The 18,124-nt window shown below is 68.4% G+C and carries 19 protein-coding genes; 11 read left to right on the plus strand and 8 right to left on the minus strand.

Annotated elements, in window-relative coordinates; translation table 11 throughout:
- Positions 1–4 precede the first annotated feature (4 nt).
- From ASE48_RS14845 to ASE48_RS14865, 5 genes are read left to right on the plus strand one after another with little or no spacing between them, the layout of a single operon-like run.
- Entirely contained in the window at positions 5–2,155 is a 2,151-nt protein-coding gene (locus ASE48_RS14845; protein ID WP_082614210.1) for a S9 family peptidase, read from the plus strand.
- A gap of 31 nt (positions 2,156–2,186) precedes the next feature.
- The gene (locus ASE48_RS14850; protein ID WP_057167884.1) at positions 2,187–2,741 is read left to right on the plus strand and encodes a TetR/AcrR family transcriptional regulator; all 555 of its coding nucleotides are present in this window, start codon (positions 2,187–2,189) and stop codon (positions 2,739–2,741) included.
- A 10-nt stretch (positions 2,742–2,751) separates the two neighbouring features.
- Positions 2,752–3,240 (plus strand): glutathione peroxidase, encoded by a 489-nt coding sequence (locus ASE48_RS14855; protein ID WP_057167885.1) that lies wholly within the window; start codon positions 2,752–2,754, stop codon positions 3,238–3,240.
- A 60-nt stretch (positions 3,241–3,300) separates the two neighbouring features.
- Complete coding sequence (locus ASE48_RS14860; protein WP_057167948.1) at positions 3,301–4,005, plus strand: DUF2334 domain-containing protein; 705 nt, start codon at positions 3,301–3,303, stop codon at positions 4,003–4,005.
- A 15-nt stretch (positions 4,006–4,020) separates the two neighbouring features.
- Positions 4,021–5,664, plus strand: coding sequence for an FAD-binding dehydrogenase (locus ASE48_RS14865; RefSeq protein ID WP_057167886.1), 1,644 nt, complete (start codon positions 4,021–4,023; stop codon positions 5,662–5,664).
- Here ASE48_RS14865 and ASE48_RS14870 read toward each other — a convergent pair.
- Positions 5,577–6,158 (minus strand): hypothetical protein, encoded by a 582-nt coding sequence (locus ASE48_RS14870; protein WP_057167887.1) that lies wholly within the window; start codon positions 6,156–6,158, stop codon positions 5,577–5,579. The genes ASE48_RS14865 and ASE48_RS14870 overlap by 88 nt on opposite strands.
- A gap of 47 nt (positions 6,159–6,205) precedes the next feature.
- Positions 6,206–6,859: an MBL fold metallo-hydrolase gene (locus ASE48_RS14875; protein ID WP_057167888.1), complete on the minus strand. Its 654-nt coding sequence runs from the start codon at positions 6,857–6,859 to the stop codon at positions 6,206–6,208.
- Between the two features lie 74 nt (positions 6,860–6,933).
- Here ASE48_RS14875 and purS point away from each other — a divergent pair, with 74 nt between their 5' ends.
- Both purS and purQ read left to right on the plus strand, forming a co-directional pair.
- Entirely contained in the window at positions 6,934–7,173 is a 240-nt protein-coding gene (gene purS, locus ASE48_RS14880; protein ID WP_057167889.1) for a phosphoribosylformylglycinamidine synthase subunit PurS, read from the plus strand.
- Positions 7,170–7,844, plus strand: coding sequence for a phosphoribosylformylglycinamidine synthase subunit PurQ (gene purQ / locus ASE48_RS14885; protein ID WP_057167890.1), 675 nt, complete (start codon positions 7,170–7,172; stop codon positions 7,842–7,844). Before purS ends, purQ begins: the two co-directional genes overlap by 4 nt.
- Before the next feature lie 3 nt (positions 7,845–7,847).
- On the opposite strand, the gene ASE48_RS14890 is transcribed toward purQ, so the two are convergent.
- Positions 7,848–8,645, minus strand: coding sequence for a family 1 encapsulin nanocompartment shell protein (locus tag ASE48_RS14890; protein WP_057167891.1), 798 nt, complete (start codon positions 8,643–8,645; stop codon positions 7,848–7,850).
- Positions 8,642–9,652 carry a Dyp-type peroxidase gene (locus tag ASE48_RS14895; RefSeq protein ID WP_057167892.1) on the minus strand — a complete coding sequence of 337 codons (1,011 nt, stop codon included), beginning with the start codon at positions 9,650–9,652 and terminating at the stop codon, positions 8,642–8,644. The genes ASE48_RS14890 and ASE48_RS14895 overlap by 4 nt, the downstream gene beginning before the upstream one ends.
- Before the next feature lie 50 nt (positions 9,653–9,702).
- On the opposite strand from ASE48_RS14895, the gene ASE48_RS14900 reads away from it, so the two are divergent.
- On the plus strand, positions 9,703–10,953 hold the full coding sequence (locus ASE48_RS14900) for a M18 family aminopeptidase (protein ID WP_057167893.1): 1,251 nt from the start codon (positions 9,703–9,705) through the stop codon (positions 10,951–10,953).
- Here the strand turns inward: ASE48_RS14900 and ASE48_RS14905 are convergent.
- On the minus strand, positions 10,950–11,555 hold the full coding sequence (locus tag ASE48_RS14905; RefSeq protein WP_235571215.1) for a hypothetical protein: 606 nt from the start codon (positions 11,553–11,555) through the stop codon (positions 10,950–10,952). The two genes, ASE48_RS14900 and ASE48_RS14905, sit on opposite strands and share 4 nt — an antisense overlap.
- A gap of 13 nt (positions 11,556–11,568) precedes the next feature.
- Positions 11,569–11,955, minus strand: a complete 387-nt coding sequence (locus ASE48_RS14910; protein WP_057167894.1) for a nuclear transport factor 2 family protein — start codon at positions 11,953–11,955, stop codon at positions 11,569–11,571.
- A gap of 77 nt (positions 11,956–12,032) precedes the next feature.
- Here ASE48_RS14910 and ASE48_RS14915 point away from each other — a divergent pair, with 77 nt between their 5' ends.
- From ASE48_RS14915 to ASE48_RS14925, 3 genes are read left to right on the plus strand one after another with little or no spacing between them, the layout of a single operon-like run.
- Positions 12,033–12,380: a VOC family protein gene (locus ASE48_RS14915; protein WP_057167895.1), complete on the plus strand. Its 348-nt coding sequence runs from the start codon at positions 12,033–12,035 to the stop codon at positions 12,378–12,380.
- A 37-nt stretch (positions 12,381–12,417) separates the two neighbouring features.
- Positions 12,418–14,715: a phosphoribosylformylglycinamidine synthase subunit PurL gene (purL, locus tag ASE48_RS14920; RefSeq protein WP_057167896.1), complete on the plus strand. Its 2,298-nt coding sequence runs from the start codon at positions 12,418–12,420 to the stop codon at positions 14,713–14,715.
- Positions 14,712–16,436, plus strand: coding sequence for an alpha/beta hydrolase (locus ASE48_RS14925; RefSeq protein WP_057167897.1), 1,725 nt, complete (start codon positions 14,712–14,714; stop codon positions 16,434–16,436). The genes purL and ASE48_RS14925 overlap by 4 nt, the downstream gene beginning before the upstream one ends.
- On the opposite strand, the gene ASE48_RS14930 is transcribed toward ASE48_RS14925, so the two are convergent.
- Both ASE48_RS14930 and ASE48_RS14935 read right to left on the minus strand, forming a co-directional pair.
- Positions 16,433–16,855: a PPOX class F420-dependent oxidoreductase gene (locus ASE48_RS14930; RefSeq protein ID WP_057167898.1), complete on the minus strand. Its 423-nt coding sequence runs from the start codon at positions 16,853–16,855 to the stop codon at positions 16,433–16,435. The genes ASE48_RS14925 and ASE48_RS14930 overlap by 4 nt on opposite strands.
- Positions 16,856–16,896: 41 nt before the next feature.
- Positions 16,897–18,111 carry an MCE family protein gene (locus ASE48_RS14935; RefSeq protein WP_057167899.1) on the minus strand — a complete coding sequence of 405 codons (1,215 nt, stop codon included), beginning with the start codon at positions 18,109–18,111 and terminating at the stop codon, positions 16,897–16,899.
- Positions 18,112–18,124 lie beyond the last annotated feature (13 nt).

Here is an 18,124-nt window from a genome sequence, read left to right on the forward strand (position 1 = left end):
CACGGTGCAGCCGCCCGTCGCCAAGCGGGTCGAGCACCGCCGCGAGCATCACGGTGATGTCTTCATCGACCCGTACGAGTGGCTGCGCGACAAGTCCAGCCCCGAGGTCATCGCGCACCTGGAAGCCGAGAACGCGCACACCGAGGCGGCCACCGCCGGTCTGGCGCCGTTGCGGCAGAAGATCTTCGACGAGATCAAGGCGCGCACCAAGGAGACCGACCTGTCGGTCCCGACCCGCCGCGGTCAGTGGTGGTACTACGCCCGCAGCTTCGAGGGACAGCAGTACGGGGTGCATGCCCGCTGCCCGATCAGCCACGCGGATGACTGGATCCCGCCGGAACTCGACGAGAACACCGCGGTTGCAGGCGAGCAGATCCTGCTCGACGAGAACGTCGAAGCCGAAGGCCACGAGTTCTTCTCCCTCGGTGCCATCAGCGTCAGCGTCGACGGCAACATCCTGGCCTTCTCGGTGGACCTCAAGGGCGACGAGCGGTACACGTTGCGGTTCAAGGATCTACGGACCGGTGAACTCTACGAGGACACCATCACCGGGATCGGCGCCGGCGCGACCTGGGGTGCCGACAACCACTCGGTGTACTACACCACCCTCGACGAGGCGTGGCGGCCCGACACCGTGTGGCGCCATCGCCTGGGCTCCGGGCTGCCCGCCCAGAAGGTGTATCACGAAGCCGACGAACGGTATTGGCTGGGAGTCGGGCGTACCCGCAGCGACAAGTACGTCATCATCGCCGCGGGCAGCGCGGTCACCTCCGAGGTGCGCTACGCGGACGCTGCCGACCCGGACGCCGAGTTCACCGTGGTGCTGCCGCGGCGCGATCAGGTGGAGTATTCCGTCGAACATGCGGTGGTGGGCGGCGAGGACCGCTTCCTGATCCTGCACAACGACGGCGCGGTGAACTTCACCCTCGTCGAGGCGCCGGTGAGCGACCCGAGCGCGTTCCGCACGCTCATCGAGCACCGCGAGGACGTCCGCCTCGACGGCGTCGACGCGTTCGAGAGTCACCTGGTGGTCAGCTACCGCCGCGAGGCGCTGCCGCGAATTCAGTTGTGGCCCATCGGCGCCGACGGCAGTTACGGGGCGCCACAGGAGATCGCCTTCGAATCCGAGCTGATGTCGGCGGGTCTGAGCGGTAACCCGAACTGGTCCTCGCCGAAGCTGCGGGTGGGCGCGGTGTCCTGGGTGATCCCGGTGCGGATCTATGACCTGGACCTGGTGACGGGCGAACGGACCCTGCTGCGCGAGCAGCCGGTTCTCGGCGACTACCGGCCCGAGGAGTACGTCGAGCGCCGGGACTGGGCGGTGGCCCCCGACGGTGCGAGGGTCCCGATCTCCATCGTGCACCGCGCCGGCCTGGCGTTCCCGGCCCCGACGCTGCTGTACGGCTACGGCGCCTACGAATCGTGTGAGGATCCGCGGTTCTCGATCGCCCGATTGTCGCTGCTGGACCGGGGGATGGCGTTCGCCGTCGCCCATGTGCGCGGCGGTGGTGAATTGGGGCGGCCGTGGTACGAGGACGGCAAGCTGCTGCACAAGCGCAACACCTTCACCGATTTCATCGCGGTGGCAGAGCATCTGGTGGTCACCGACCTGACCCGGCCGAACCACCTGGTGGCGCTCGGCGGCAGCGCCGGTGGTCTGCTGGTCGGTGCGGTGCTCAACCTGGCCCCGCACCTGTTCGCCGGGGTACTGGCGCAGGTTCCGTTCGTCGATCCGCTGACCACGATCCTGGATCCGTCTCTGCCGCTCACCGTCACCGAATGGGACGAGTGGGGAAACCCGTTGGAGGACAGCGAGGTCTACGAGTACATGAAGTCGTACTCGCCGTACGAGAACATCGGGCAGTACGTCTATCCGGCGGTGCTGGCCATGACCTCACTCAACGACACCCGGGTGTTCTACGTCGAGCCCGCGAAATGGGTTGCGGCTCTCCGGCACGCGCAGCTCGACCCGGTGGCCGATGCCGGCAAGGTGCTGTTGAAGACCGAGATGGTGGCCGGCCACGGCGGTATCAGCGGGCGCTACGAGCGGTGGAAGGAAGCAGCCTTCCAGTACGCCTGGCTGCTGGCGACGGCGGATCCCGAGAACCACGGTGAGGGTCAGGCGGACAGCCTTTTCGGCGGTCCACGCATCTAGACACTGTCAAGATCGCGGCTATGATGGCCTGGTGAGCAAGCCGAGCTACCACCATGGCGACCTGCGGGCGGTGATCCTGGCCGAGGCGGCCAACCTGGTCGCCGCACGTGGCGCCGACGGTGTGTCGTTGCGCGAACTCGCCCGCGCCGCAGGGGTGTCGCACGCGGCGCCGGCACACCACTTCGGGGACCGTCGCGGACTCTTCACCGCGTTGGCGGCGCAGGGATTCCAGCTCCTGACGGCCGAATTGACCGATGCCAGGCCCGAGTTCATCGACGCGGCCAAGGCCTACGTGCGGTTTGCCTTGGCGCATCCCGGCCACTTCGAGGTCATGTTCGACAAATCGCTCTACGACGCAGCCGACGCTCAGGTGCGGGAGGCGTCCACGGCGGCGTACCTCGAACTGAGCCGCGGTGTCGGCACACTCGCCGATCCGCACGCCGGGGCCGATCCCGAGGGCGCCGCGCTGGCGGCCTGGTCGATGGTGCACGGCTACGCCCAGCTCTGGCTCAACGAGGCGGTCGACACCACCGGGGATCCGATCGCGACGGTCGAGAGGCTGGCGGGGATCCTGTTCGACGGCTAGCGTCGATCCGGTGAGCCTCAACCAGATTCCGCTGACCACCCTTGACGGCAAGGACACCACGCTCGGCGAATTGTCGGACGGCGCAACGCTGGTGGTGAACGTCGCCTCCAAATGCGGCCTGACCCCGCAGTACACCGCCCTGGAGAAGATCGCCGAGGACTACGCCGACCGCGGACTGACCGTCGTCGGCGTCCCGTGCAACCAGTTCATGGGCCAGGAGCCGGGCACCGCCGAAGAGATCCAGACCTTCTGTTCCACCACCTACGGCGTCACGTTCCCGCTGCTGGCCAAAACCGATGTCAACGGTGCGGACCGCCATCCGCTCTACGCCGAACTGACCAAGGCCGCCGACGACGAGGGGCAGGCCGGTGACATCCAGTGGAACTTCGAGAAGTTCCTGGTGGCCCCGGGCGGTTTGGTGGTCAAGCGGTTCCGTCCGCGCACCGAACCGGACGCAGCCGAGGTGATCGCCGCCATCGAAGCGGTCATCTCCAAATAGCAACGTCGCGTCCGGGTGTTCGCAACCGTCGTGACATCTGATGTTGCGACACTGACGTGCGTGACCGCAGAGCTGATCGTCTCGATTTCCGGGATCAGGGACCGCACGCTGTCCGACGTCGACACCTTCTGCGAGGAACTCGACGCCCGCGGCGTGCCGGTGTCCTTGCTGGTGGCTCCCCGACTCAAGGGTGACTACCGACTGGCGCGCGACCCGGCGACGTTGTTCTGGCTGGCCGAGCGGCGTGCCGCCGGCGACGCCGTCGTGCTGCACGGCTACGACGAGGCGGCCACCAAGCAGCGCCGCAGCGAATTCGCCACGCTGCAGGCACACGAGGCGAACCTGCGACTGCTGGGCGCCGACCGGACCATGGAACACCTCGGTCTGCGTACCCGGCTGTTCGCCGCTCCTGGTTGGACGGTGTCCGAGGGAACCGTGAGGGCATTGCCGCGCAACGGATTCCGGCTGCTCGCCGGACTGGCCGGGGTCACCGACCTGGTGCGTGACACCACCACTCCGGCCCGGGTGCTCGGCATCGGCGCCGGATTCCTCACCGAAACCTGGTGGTGCCGCACCCTGGTGCTCTCGGCTGAGCGCACCGCGCGCCGGGGCGGCACGGTACGGCTGGCGGTCTCGGCGCGCCAGCTGCGACACACCGGCCCGCGGCAAGCCGTCTTCGACGCCATCGACCTGGCACTCCTGCATGGCTGCGTCCCGGAGACCTACCGCTGGGACGCGGATCGCGCCCTCACCGACGCCGCCTGAGACTAAGTTGGCGGCATGGCCGATGCCGATGTGATCGTGGTGGGTGCGGGGCTGGCCGGACTGGTCGCCGCCGCAGAACTGATCGAGCGGGGCCGCCGCGTCCTGATCGTCGACCAGGAGAATGCCGCCAACCTCGGCGGCCAGGCATTCTGGTCGTTCGGCGGGCTCTTCCTGGTGGACAGCCCCGAGCAGCGCCGCCTCGGCATCAAGGACAGCCACGAGCTCGCCCTGCAGGACTGGCTGGGTAGCGCCGGTTTCGACCGCGAGGAGGACCACTGGCCCCGGCAGTGGGCGCACGCCTACGTCGACTTCGCCGCCGGTGAGAAGCGCAGCTGGCTGCGGGAGCGCGGACTGCAGACCTTCGCCATGGTCGGCTGGGCCGAACGCGGCGGTTACGGCGCACTCGGGCACGGCAACTCGGTGCCCCGCTTCCACATCACCTGGGGCACCGGGCCGGCGCTGGTCGACGTGTTCGCCCGGCGGCTGCTCGGTCAACCCCGGGCCACGTTCGTCCACCGGCACCGCGTCGACGAGCTGATCGTCGAGGACGGCGCGGTGACCGGCGTCCGCGGCACCGTGCTCGAACCCAGCGATGCCGCCCGCGGCGTGGCGTCATCCCGGGAATCAGTGGGGGAGTTCGAGTTCCGTGCCCAGGCGGTGATCGTCGCCAGTGGCGGTATCGGCGGCAACCACGACCTGGTGCGCAAGAACTGGCCGCCGAGGATGGGCCGCGTTCCCAAACAACTGCTCTCCGGCGTGCCAGCACACGTCGACGGCCGGATGATCGGCATCAGCGAGACCGCCGGCGCCCGCGTCATCAACAGCGACCGCATGTGGCACTACACCGAGGGCATCACCAACTACGACCCGGTGTGGCCCCGCCACGGCATCCGGATCCTGCCGGGCCCGTCCTCGCTGTGGCTGGACGCCACCGGTAAACGGCTGCCGGTGCCGCTGTATCCGGGATTCGACACCCTGGGCACGCTGGAACACATCACCACCACCGGCCAGGACTACACCTGGTTCGTGCTCAACGCCCGCATCATCGCCAAGGAATTCGGGCTGTCCGGGCAGGAGCAGAACCCCGACCTGACCGGCCGCAGCGTCAAGGCGGTGCTGGCCCGCGGACGCGACGGTGGTCCGATGCCGGTGCGCGCCTTCGTCGACAAGGGTGTGGACTTCGTCACCGGCAACTCACTGCGGGAGTTGGTCACCGCGATGAACGCGGTTCCCGGCGTCGAGCCGCTGGACTACGCCACCGTGGAGGCCGAGGTCACCGGGCGCGACCGCGAGGTGCTCAACAAATTCACCAAGGACAGCCAGATCACCGCGATCCGGGCCGCCCGGGAGTACCTGCCCGACCGCATCGCGCGGGTGGTCGCACCGCACCGCCTCACCGACCCGAAGGCCGGACCGCTGATCGCGGTGAAGCTGCACATCCTGACCCGGAAGTCGTTGGGCGGGCTGGAAACCGACCTGGATTCGCGGGTGATCAAGGGCGACGGAACGGTGTTCGACGGTCTGTACGCCGCCGGTGAGGCCGCCGGTTTCGGCGGCGGCGGCGTGCACGGCTACCGGTCCTTGGAAGGCACGTTCCTGGGCGGTTGTGTGTTCTCGGGCAGAGCGGCCGGCCGGGCCGCCGCCCGCGAGACCGCCTGAGGACCCGCCGCCAGCACGGCCAGGCACACCGTCGCCGACGCCAGGAACACCGAACCGATGTTGTCGGTCAGATAGTGCAGGTCGGTGGCCGCCATGCTCAGCGCGCCGATCACGGTGACCAGGCCGGCGACCAGCAGCAGCCACAGCGACACCCCGACGGCCAGCACCAGCATGGCCATCACGGTGATGACGACGGTGGTGTGCCCGCTCGGGTAGGCCAGTGCGTCGCCCTTGTAGCGGCCGAACAGCGGCTTGAGCAGCCGGGTCGCGATCACCGAGAGCAGCGGGCACAGCGCCACCACCACCGCCAGCCGCCACCGCCTGCGCACCAGCGCGATCAGCACCGCGACGGCGAGGATCACCATCATCGGCAGCGCCCAGCTGAAATAGAGCATCCACACCGGATCGGGTCCCAACACGCGCTGCATCACCCGCAGCGACCAGTCGTCGAACGCGGTGTCACCGTGGCCGACCACCAGCCCCAGCACCACCATCGCGGCGATACCGATCGGCGGCCACCACAGCAGCAGATTGCGCGGCCTCAGAACGCGGTTCCGTTCTCCGGATCGAGCACCTGGAAGTCGGTGTCGGTCATCTCCGAGAGCCGGCCGTAGTAGATGCCCCGGGCGGACGGCTCGATGATGCCCTGGTGGATCGGGACGGCGCGGGCCGGCGACACCGCCCGCAGGTATTCGACGGCCTCGGAGACCTTCATCCACGGCGCCGCCGCCGGGGTGGCCAGCACGTCGACCGCCTCATCGGGCACGAAGAGGGCGTCCCCGGGATGCATCAGCCGGGCGGGGTGATCGCCGTCGCCGATCAGGTAGGACGTGTTGTCGATCACCGGGATCTCGGGGTGGATCACGGCGTGGGTGCCCCCCACGCCGCGCACCGAGAGGTGCCCGATGGTGAACGCGTCGCCGGCGTGCACGGCCTGCCACGGCTCGCCGAGCTGGGCGGCGGTCTGCGGGTCGGCATACAGCTTGGCCTGCGGATTGGCCTCCAACAGGGCGGGCAGCCGCGCGGTGTCGGCGTGATCGGGATGTTGGTGGGTGATCAGGATGGCGTCCAGGCCGGTGATGCCCTCGAAGCCGTGCGAAAAGGTGCCCGGATCGAACAGCACCGTGGTCTGGGCGCCTTCACCGTTGGCGAAGCCTGCCAGCAGGCATGAGTGGCCGAAGTGCGTCAGTTGCATGGCTCCATTGTGGCCCGAGACGTCGCCGGTAGAGTTGGCACCGATCAAGACCGGTCCTAAATGAAGGAGTCCCCGTGGCCCGCGTCGTAGTGCACGTGATGCCCAAGGCTGAGATCCTCGACCCGCAGGGGCAGGCGATCGTCGGCGCCCTGGGCCGTCTCGGCCATGGTGGTGTCGCGGATGTCCGTCAGGGCAAGCGGTTCGAGCTCGAGGTCGACGATTCGGTGTCCGATGAGGCACTCAACGAGATCGCCGAATCGCTGCTGGCCAACACCGTGATCGAGGAGTTCTCGGTGAGTCGGGAGAATTCGTGAGCGGCAAGATAGGCGTCATCACCTTCCCCGGCACGCTCGACGACGTCGACGCCGCCCGGGCGGTGCGCCTGGCCGGCGGTGAGGCCGTCAGCCTGTGGCACGGCGACGCCGACCTCAAGGGCGTGGACGCGGTGGTGGTGCCCGGCGGGTTCTCCTACGGCGACTATCTGCGCTGCGGTGCGATCGCCAAATTCGCCCCCGTGATGGGCTCGGTCGTGGAAGCCGCGGGCCGTGGTCTGCCGGTGTTGGGGATCTGCAACGGTTTTCAGGTGCTCTGCGAGGCCGGGCTGCTGCCGGGCGCGCTGACCCGCAACGCCGGACTGCACTTCATCTGCCGGGACACCTGGCTGGAGGTGGCCTCGAATTCGACCGCGTGGACGACGCGTTACGAAGCCGGTGCCGACCTGCTGGTCCCGCTGAAGTCCGGCGAGGGTCGCTACGTGGCCGCCGAGTCCGTGCTCGACGAGCTCGAGGGTGAAGGCCGGGTCGTTTTCCGCTACCGGGAGAACCTCAACGGTTCCATGCGCGGTATTGCCGGCGTGAGCTCGGCCAACGGCCGCGTGGTCGGGCTGATGCCGCACCCCGAGCACGCCACCGAGCCGCTCACCGGCCCGTCCGATGACGGGCTCGGGTTGTTCTACTCCGCGCTGGATGCGGTGCTCACCGCGTAGCCCTCAGCGGCTCAGCGAGACCGAGGCCTCCGCGGTGTACGCCAGGAACGTGAACGTCTCCTGCAGGTACAGCTGAACGCTCTCGGCGTCGTGGGACAGGTAACCGATCGACACGTCGGTACCCAGCTGCAGATCGAAATCGCCTCCGCGGGTGGACAACACGAACGCACCGTCGATGGCCGGCGCCCAGATGATCTCGCCGTCCACCAGCCGGTTGAGGTGCTCGCGGATCGGATAGCCGTTGACCGTGGTCTCGCTCACCTGCGTGTAGACATCGGCGGACAGCAGCACGCTGTACGGGCCGTCGACACCGGCCAGCCGCAGCTCGGAGAGCGCCTGGCTGATGATGTCGGGCATCTCCCGCGGATCGGCGGGCAGCGCCAGCTTGGGGCACGAGCTCGACTTGCGGATGCCCTCGATCGCGGCCGCCTCGTAACCCTCGAAGATCGCGCGGTCCTCGGCGAACGCCAGCTTCTTGGCGGCGTCCTTGACCGGATCCCAGTCCGAGTCCTGCGAGCCGCGTTCGACATCGTCGACATCGCGGCGGGCCACCGTGAACGGCACCCGCAGCCGCACCAGCGGCTTGGACTCGCGCAGCTGCGCGATCACACCGTCACCGGGCGGCACGACATCGCGCAGATGCCCGGTGCTGACGGCGGCGGTCACCGCGCCGCCGGGATCGCTGACGTCGACCACCCGGCGGCCGGCGATGTGGCGCTTGAAGGTCCGGGTGGCCTCCTGCTCGATCTCGGTCCAGGCGGCCTCGGTGATGGGGGCGAGTTCGCGGTACAGGTTGTTCATTGCGGGGTTCCTTTCAGGCTGCCGATCGCAAGTGAGTAGTCGGCCCGCACCGCCTCGGCCGGGGCATCCGGGATCGGAAGTGGCGGTGGATCATCGAGGAAATCGATGGTGGGCACGAAGAACATTCCGCCGGTGACGGCGGTCGAGAAATCCAGGATCCGGTCGGTGTTGCCCGGCGGGTCGCCGATGAACATGTTGGTCAGCATCCGCTCGGTGACCGCGGGCGTGCGCGAGTAGCCGATGAAGTAGGTGCCGAACTCACCGTTGCCGACGGTGCCGTAGGGCATGTTGCGGCGCACGATCTTCAGCTCGTTGCCGTCCTCGTCGGTGATGACGTTCAGCGCGATATGCGAATTGGCCGGCTTCACATCGTCGTCCATCTCGATGTCGTCGGCCTTGGTGCGCCCGATCACGTTCTGCTGCTCGTCGACCGACAACGCCCGCCAGGCCGACATGTCGTGGACGTAGCGCTGGACGTGCACGTAGCAGCCGCCCGCGAAATCGGGATCCTCGGCGCCGATCACGGTGGCGTTGTCGGCCTTCGCCCCGGTCGGGTTCTCGGTGCCGTCCACGAAACCGAGCAGATCGCGGTTGTCGAAATAGTTGAAGCCGTGCACCTCGTCGACCACGGTCACCGCGTCGGCCATCGCCTCCACCAGCCGCCCGGCGAGTTCGAAGCAGACGTCCATCGTCTCGGCGCGGATGTGCCACAACAGATCCCCGGCGGTGGCCGGGGCGTGATGGCGCGGCCCGTCCAGCGCGATGAACGGATGCAGATCGGCCGGGCGGGGTCCGGCGAACAACCGGTCCCAGGCCTGCGAGCCGATGGATGTCACCACGGACAGTTTCTTGGTGGGGTCGCGGAACCCGATGGCGCTGACCATCCCCGCGATATCGGGCAGCGCGTCGTGGACGGTCTGCTCGCCGCCGTCGTCGATGGTGGCGACCAGAAAGATGGCCGCCGACGTCAACGGATCGACTATCTGCTGCGGCAGCGGGTCTGGCACAAAGCGACCCTAGCGCCACGGACCTGCACTGCGCGGGTCAAGATACAAAGATGGCAGCTAGCCCCCAGAGTCTGTGTGAGTTCATCGACGCGTCGCCGTCGCCGTACCACGTGTGCGCCACCGCGGCCCGCCGTCTGACGGCCGCGGGGTACCGCGAGCTGTCCGAGGCCGACGCCTGGCCCGCCGCGGGCAAGTTCTTCACCATCCGTGCGGGTTCGCTGGTCGCCTGGGACTCCTCCACCCCGGCGGTGCCGTTCCGGATCGTCGGCGCGCACACCGACAGCCCGAACCTGCGGGTCAAGCAGCACCCGGACCGGGTGATCGCCGGCTGGCAGGTGGTGGCGCTGCAGCCCTATGGCGGAGCGTGGCTGAATTCCTGGCTGGACCGCGATCTCGGGATCAGCGGACGGCTCTCCGTCGCCACCGACGGTCAGGTGAGGCACCGGCTGGTGCGCATCGACGATCCGATCCTGCGGGTCCCGCAGCTGGCCATCCATCTGTCCGAGGACCGCAAGGGCGTCAGCCTGGACCCGCAGCGCCACGTCAATGCGGTGTGGGGCGTCGGGGACCGCCGCTCCTTCCTGGGTTATGTCGCCGAACGAGCCGGGGTCGACGAGTCCGAGGTACTCGGCTTCGACCTGATGACCCACGATCTCACCCCCTCGGCGATCACCGGGGCCGACGGTGATTTCGTCAGCGCGCCCCGGCTGGACAACCAGGCCACCTGCTATGCCGGGCTGGAAGCCCTGCTGGCCGCCCCCGCGACGGCCTACGTGCCCGTGCTGGCCCTGTTCGATCACGAGGAGGTGGGCTCGCAGTCCGATCACGGAGCCCAGTCGGATCTGCTGCTGACCGTGCTGGAGCGCATCACCCTGGCCGGCGGCGGGGGCCGGGAGGACTTCCTGCGCAGGCTCTCCGAATCCATGGTGGCCTCCGGGGACATGGCGCACGCCACCCACCCCAACTATCCCGAGCGGCACGAGCCCGGCCATCAGATCGCGGTGAACGGGGGCCCGGTGCTCAAGGTGCAGCCGAATCTGCGCTACGCCACCGACGGCCGGACGGCGGCGGCGTTCGCGCTGGCCTGCAGGCAGGCCGGGGTGCCGCTGCAGCGCTACGAGCACCGCGCCGATCTGCCGTGCGGGTCCACCATCGGCCCGATGACCGCGGCGGGCACCGGCATCCCGACCGTCGATATCGGCGCCGCCCAGCTGGCCATGCATTCCGCGCGCGAAGTCATGGGTGCCCGCGATGTCGCGGCCTACGCCGCGGCGCTGCAGGCGTTTCTCGCTCCGGCCTAGGGAATGTCGATCGTGGTGGTCACGGCCACCAGTTGCGGGTCGGTGGGCGCCGAGGAGAAGCCGAACTGCACCGGGGGATCCAGCTCGGCCAGCCCGCCCAGCGGGACCGCGCCGAACTGCCCGGACAGGGCGTCGATGCGCCGCGAGCGGCGCACCCCGTAGTACTCGCGGCGCCCGCCGCCCGCGGTTCCGGCGGTGTGCACCCCGGGCACCAACAGCCCGGCGACCGGATTGATGACCCGCAGCCACCACGGTGCGCTCGCCAGTGGCCCGGGTACCAGCCGCAGCAGCCGGTCGAACCGCGCCGGGCCGCCCAGCTCCGCGGTGACGTCGAGGTCGGCCGTGGTGACGGTCAGCCGGTCGGCGCTCAGTTCGGCGGTGACCGTGCCGACCCGGACGTCATCGAATGCGTAAGTGGCCGAGACGAACTCGGCGACCTGCGCGGTGGGTGCCAATAGCAGCCGCTGTTCGTCGGCGGTCTGGACCATCACATCGGCGAAGGCGCCGAACGGTGAGGACTGCCACACGCCGACCACCATCCGGATGCCGGCGTCGGTGCCGAAGCCGGCGATGTGGCCGCTGAAAACGAGTCGTGTCCGCACATGTCGATTGTGCCTAGATCTCCGAGTCGCCGTAGCGGATGACGTTCTCCACCACGATGCCGTCCCGGGTGCGCACCCGGTCCATCCCGCGGATCGTGATCGGGCCGGACGGGGTCGTCCCGGTGCCGGTGTAGTGCAGGAACACCAGTTCCTCACCCTCGGTGCGGCCCGGGGCGGTGGCGCTGTCCACCAGGGTCAGTCGCAGGTCGGGGACGGCGGCCACCAGTTCGGCGATCTTGCCGACATAGGCGGTGCGGCCACGGACCGGCGTCGGGTCGCCCTGCCAGTGCCCGACGATGTCCTCGGCCAGCAGGCCGGCCACCCGGGACGGATCGGGCGCGGCCCAGAATGCCGCCCAGATGTCGGCGGTGAACTTCGGTGCGGTGGGTGTCTGTGTCATACCCGACAGCCTGCGGTGGTGACGCCGGGTCCTCAATTACCTCCGAGGTAGTCGGTGCCCTGTCCTAGGGTTGGACCATGGCACTGAGTGTTGAGATGATCACGTTCGATTGTGTGGATCCCGACGGCCTCGCCGACTGGTGGTCCAAGGCCGCGGGCGGTGACGTGAACGCCGTGGCACCAGGCGAATTCGTCATGGTCACCAGCGAGGGGCGTCCCGCGCTGGGCTTTCAGCGGGTACCCGACCCGACCCCGGGGAAGAACAAGGTGCACCTGGACTTCCACTCCGCGGACAAGGAGGCCGAGGTGGCCCGTCTGGTCGCGCTGGGCGCCACCGAGACCGGGCGGAACAGCTTCGGCGACGAGTTCCAGTGGGTGACACTGGCCGACCCGGAGGGCAACGCCTTCTGCGTCGCCGGCGGCTAGCGTCGAGTCGGTTTGCCCGCATCACTAGAATGATCACGTGACGCTGGAGCCCACTGCACAGACCGATACCGTCGAGCGGGCAGCCGCCACCCCCGACCAACCTCAGCCCTTCCGTGAGCTGGGCCTCAAGGATGACGAGTACCAGCGCATCCGTGAGATCCTGGGGCGCCGCCCCACCGACGCCGAACTGGCGATGTACTCGGTGATGTGGAGCGAGCACTGCTCCTACAAGTCCTCCAAGGTGCACCTGCGCTACTTCGGTGAGACGACGACCGACGAGATGCGGGCCGGGATGCTCGCCGGCATCGGCGAGAACGCCGGCGTCGTGGATATCGGCGACGGCTGGGCGGTCACCTTCAAGGTGGAATCGCACAACCACCCGTCCTACGTGGAGCCCTACCAGGGTGCGGCGACCGGTGTCGGCGGCATCGTGCGCGACATCATGGCCATGGGCGCCCGCCCGGTCGCGGTGATGGACCAGCTGCGCTTCGGCGCCGCGGATGCCCCCGACACCCGCCGCGTGCTCGACGGCGTGGTCCGCGGCATCGGCGGCTACGGCAACTCACTGGGCCTGCCCAACATCGGCGGTGAGACCGTCTTCGACCCCTCCTACGCGGGCAACCCGCTGGTGAACGCGCTGTGCGTCGGCGTGCTGCGCAAGGAGGACCTGCACCTGGCCTTCGCGTCCGGCACCGGCAACAAGATCATCCTGTTCGGCGCCCGCACCGGCCTGGACGGCATCGGTGGCGTGAGCGTGCTGGCGAGCGAAACCTTCGGCGGTGACGAGGGATCCGGCCCCGGACGCAAGAAGCTGCCCGCGGTGCAGGTCGGCGACCCGTTCATGGAGAAGGTGCTCATCGAGTGCTGCCTGGAGCTCTACGCCGCCGACCTGGTGGTCGGCATCCAGGACCTCGGCGGCGCCGGACTGTCTTGTGCCACCTCGGAACTCGCGTCCGCCGGTGACGGTGGCATGCGGGTGGAGCTGGAAGCGGTACCCCAGCGCGCCGCCGATATGACCCCGGCCGAGATCCTGTCCTCGGAATCTCAGGAACGCATGTGCGCGGTGGTGACACCGGAGAACGTGGACAAGTTCATGGCCGTCTGCCGTAAATGGGATGTGCTGGCCAGCGTCATCGGTGAGGTCACCGACGGTGACCGCCTCGAGATCACCTGGCACGGCGAGACAGTCGTGGACGTGCCGCCGCGCACCGTGGCCCACGAGGGCCCGGTGTACAAGCGACCGGTGGCCCGGCCCGACACCCAGGACGCGCTGATCGCCGACACCTCGGCCAAGCTGCCCCGCCCGGCTACGGGCGATGAGCTCAAGGCGACTGTGCTTGCGCTGCTGGGCAGCCCGCACCTGTGCAGCCGGGCGTTCATCACCGAACAGTACGACCGCTACGTGCGCGGTAACACCGTGCTCGCCGAGCATGCCGACGGTGGCGTGCTGCGTATCGACGAGACCACCGGCCGCGGCGTCGCGATCTCCACCGATGCATCCGGGCGCTACACCCAGCTCGACCCGTACACCGGTGCACAGTTGGCGCTGGCCGAGGCGTACCGCAACGTGGCCGTCACCGGGGCCACCCCCGTCGCGGTCACCAACTGCCTGAACTTCGGCTCACCGGAGGATCCGGGTGTCATGTGGCAGTTCTCCCAGGCGGTCCGCGGACTCGCCGATGGCTGTGCGACGCTGGGGATTCCGGTCACCGGCGGCAACGTCAGCTTCTACAATCAGACCGGCAGCACGCCGATCCTGCCCACCCCCGTGGTGGGCGTGCTGGGCGTCATCGACGATGTGACCCGCCGCATCCCGACCGGCCTGGGCAACGAACCCGGCGAGACGCTGCTGCTGCTCGGTGACACCCGCGACGAGTTCGACGGATCGATCTGGGCACAGGTGACCGGCGACCACCTCGGCGGGGTCCCGCCGCAGGTCGACCTGGCGCGCGAGAAACTGCTGGCCGAGGTGCTGACCGCCGCCTCACGGGACGGATTGGTCTCGGCCGCACACGATCTGAGCGAGGGCGGACTCATCCAGGCCGTCATCGAGGCATCGCTGGCAGGCGAGACCGGCAGCCGGGTCGTCCTGCCGGAAGGCGTGGACCCCTTCGTCTACCTGTTCTCCGAGTCGGCAGGCCGCGTCCTGGTGGCGGTGCCACGCACCGAGGAGAGCCGGTTCCGGGCCATGTGCGAGGCGCGTGGCCTGCCGGTCACCCGGATCGGCGTGTCCGATGAGGGCAGCGAATCGATCGAGGTGCAAGGGCAGTTCACCGTGACGCTCGCTGAGCTGCGGGCCACCTCCGAGGGCGTGCTGCCCGGGCTGTTCGGGTGATTGACCGGACCACACTCCGGCATCCGTTACTGGTTTGGGTCTGGAGTCTGGTCCGGCTCGATTTCGTCGGCATCCCCGTCGGGGCGTTGTTCTTCTGCCTGTCGCTGACCCCGTCGTTATTGCCGAGGGACTGGCTGTTCGCCGGGCTGATCGGTGGCATCAACGCCGCCATCGGTTACGGGATCGGGGTGCTGATCCGAAAAATCACGCACCGCTTCGTATTACGGCACCGATCCTGGTGGCCGCCGAGCACGTCGACCTTGCGCATCGCGAAGATTGCCGCGGTGGCGGGCGCGTTGACCGTGCCGGTGCTCACCGTGATCCCCGCGGCCCGCTGGCAGCGCCAGGTATCCGCGCTGATGGGCATCGAGGGGCCGACGACGCTGACGTACATGCGGACACTGCTGCTGGCCGTGCTGGTCGGTGCCGCCTGTATCGCGGTGTGGCGCGTGCTGGTCGATCTGGTCAAACTCATCGCGCGCATGCTGATTCGCCGGTGGCATCTGCACAGCGAGGTCGCCTTCTTCATCGGCACGGCCGTCATCGCGGTGCTGTTCGTCATGATGGTCAACGGCGTGCTCTACCGCGGGTTCCTGCTCGGCGCCAGCCAGATCTTCCAGCCGCAGAATGCCACCAGCATGGCCGGTGTGGTTCAGCCGCTGGAGCCCGAGAGATCGGGTAGTCCCACCTCTTTCGCGTCATGGGATTCCCTGGGCTATCAGGGCCGCAACTTCGTGGCCGGCGGACCGCATGCCGCCGATCTGACCCGGCTCAACGGTGCGCCCGCGTTGGAGCCGATCCGGGTGTACGCCGGGCTGCAGACCGCCGACACCGACGAGAGCCGAATGGCGGTGCTGCTCAGCGAACTGGAACGCACCGGGGCGTTCGACCGCGAACTGCTCGTCATCATCCCCACGACGGGCACCGGCTGGGTGAATCCGGTGGCCGCGAGGGCCGTGGAGTCCATGTACAACGGGGACACCGCGCTGGTCGGCATGCAGTATTCCTATCTGCCGAGCTGGATTTCGTTCCTCGGTGACCGCCAGAAGTCGATCGAATCGGCACGGATGATGATCGACGGTATCCATCAGCGATGGTCGGAGTTGCCCGAGAACGACCGGCCGAAACTGGTGCTGTACGGCGAGAGTCTGGGCTCCTACGCCGGCCAGGGCGCGTTCGGCTGGCTGCCCGATATCGCGGAGGAGGACTTCTCCGGGGTGCTGTGGGTCGGTCCGCCGCACGAGAGTTCGTTGTGGAGCGGGCTGGTGCTGCGCCGCGACCCGGGCACGCCGGAGGTCGAGCCGCGCTACGACAACGGCAGCACGGTGCGCTTCTCGCAGGCCGCCGATCCGGCCGATGTGCAGCGGGTCGCCGCCCCGCCCTGGGACGGTACCCGGGTGCTGTTCCTGCAGCACGCGTCGGACCCCATCGTCTGGTGGTCACCGAATCTGTTGTTCTCCCGGCCCGATTGGCTGCGCGAACCACCGGGAACCGACCGGACCGCATCCATGCGCTGGTACCCGATCGTCACCTTCTGGCAGGTGGGTGCCGATATGACCAATGCGGCAGGAGTGCCGGAAGGGCACGGGCACAACTACTCCGACACCGTGCTCGACGGTCTGGTGGCCGTCGCCGCCCCGGACGGTTGGACACCGGCCGACACCGAGCGGATCCGCGACGACCTTGACAGCAAGGCCGGCGTCGACGGCCCCGAGACCTAGACGTCCCGGATATCGGGCACCAGCTCGTGCGGGTCGGTGTCCAGGTCGTCGATGCCGAAGCTGATGATGCGGGTGGGCGTGATCCTGATGATGCCGGCGTCGAGTTCGTCGCCGGACTTGCCCACGGCCGCTGCTACCCAGGCCTGCTCCGCAGTGCCCCGAATCTCCAGGCAGCGCACCCGCCACGGATCACGGGAGGCGATGTCGTCCACCACGAACGCCACCTTCGGATGGTGTGCGATGTTGCGCCACTTCTGACTGTCGGACATGTGGAACCCGGCGATGTCGATGGTGCCCAGATCGGCGTTGTAGCTGAAACCGACCGGGCTGTTCTGGGGTGTGCCGTTGCGCTGAACGGTGGCGAGGCGGCCGAGGTCGGCCTGGTTCAGGAAGGCGATTTCGTGCGGTTTCATGGACATAGGGTCACGGTAGAACCTCAATGATCATTGAGGTCAAGGCCTCAGGGATTGATGGTGGGCGCGCCGACCTGGCGGCCCCACACATAATCGGTGAAGATCGGCTGACCCAGCTCGAAGTGGTTGTAGGGCGCGATCGACAACCCGGTGTCCATCACCAGATACGGCGCAGGCCACAGTTCCCGGGTGATCTTCTGCCAGCAACCCGGCCGTCCGCCCGGCCCGCCGCGGGCATTCACCCGCGGCAAATTGTCCGGGAACACATAGGTATTGGGCACGCCCGCGCCGAAGATCGTGCCCGCCGACGCCAGCGAGTACCCGTTGTCACCGCCGAACACCTCGGCCATCAACGGGGCGGCGTCGTAGTAGTTGCGGATGGTGCACAGCAGTTGCGGGCTGTAGTAGTCGAAGAGTTTCGAGGTGGGAATCAGATCCTGGGCAGCACGGACCAGATACGGCCCGCCGCGGTCCAGGATCTCGCCGGCGGTGCCACTGAATCCGATGGCCGACAAGAGTGCATCGTCGACCGCGCCGCGCTCATCGTGCAGCGTGCCTGCGGTCAACGCCGCTGCCGCGAGTCCGTCGAAGAGGCCGGGTGCGGCGTCGGCATAGATGTCGGCGAGTTCGGCCAGGCCCCGCACATCGCGGCGGAACTGCGGCATCTGGGCGTTGAAGCGTTCCAGGATGGCGTTGGCGTCGGTCAGTGACTCACCGAACGCGGTGCCCATCCCGCCGAGCGCCTGCGCCGCGGCGGTCAGGGTCTGGTTCAGCTGCACCGGGTCCACCCGCTCCGAGATGGCCATGATCGTCTCGAAAAGCGTGTTGAACTCCGTGCTCACCCAGCTGGCGGTGATCTCGCTGCCGGCCGATATACGTTGTGGGGAAGGGTTTTCCGGTGATCGCAGCGCGATGTACTTGTTGCCGAACACGGTGCTGGCGTTGATGTCGGCGCCGACGTTGGCCGGGATGAGGTGCAGATATCTCGGTTCGACTCGCAGCGTCAGCCGCGCATGCGGAGTGCCCGCGATGCTGGTCGCCGCGATCTCGCCGACCCGGCCGATCTCCACACCGTTGAGCGTGACCTTGGACCCCGGATCGACGACCAGCCCGGCCCGCGGCGATATCAGGGTGAGCTCGGTGCGCGAGCGGAAATCGCCTCGGAACTGCCCCCAGATCAGCGCGGCGCCGACCGTCAGCACGATCAGAGCGATGGCGCCGACCGTCTTGTACGGCGGTGCCGGACGGTCGACGACAGCCACTTTGCGACACTAA

The organism is Mycobacterium sp. Root265, assembly GCF_001428895.1.
Classification (GTDB): domain Bacteria; phylum Actinomycetota; class Actinomycetes; order Mycobacteriales; family Mycobacteriaceae; genus Mycobacterium.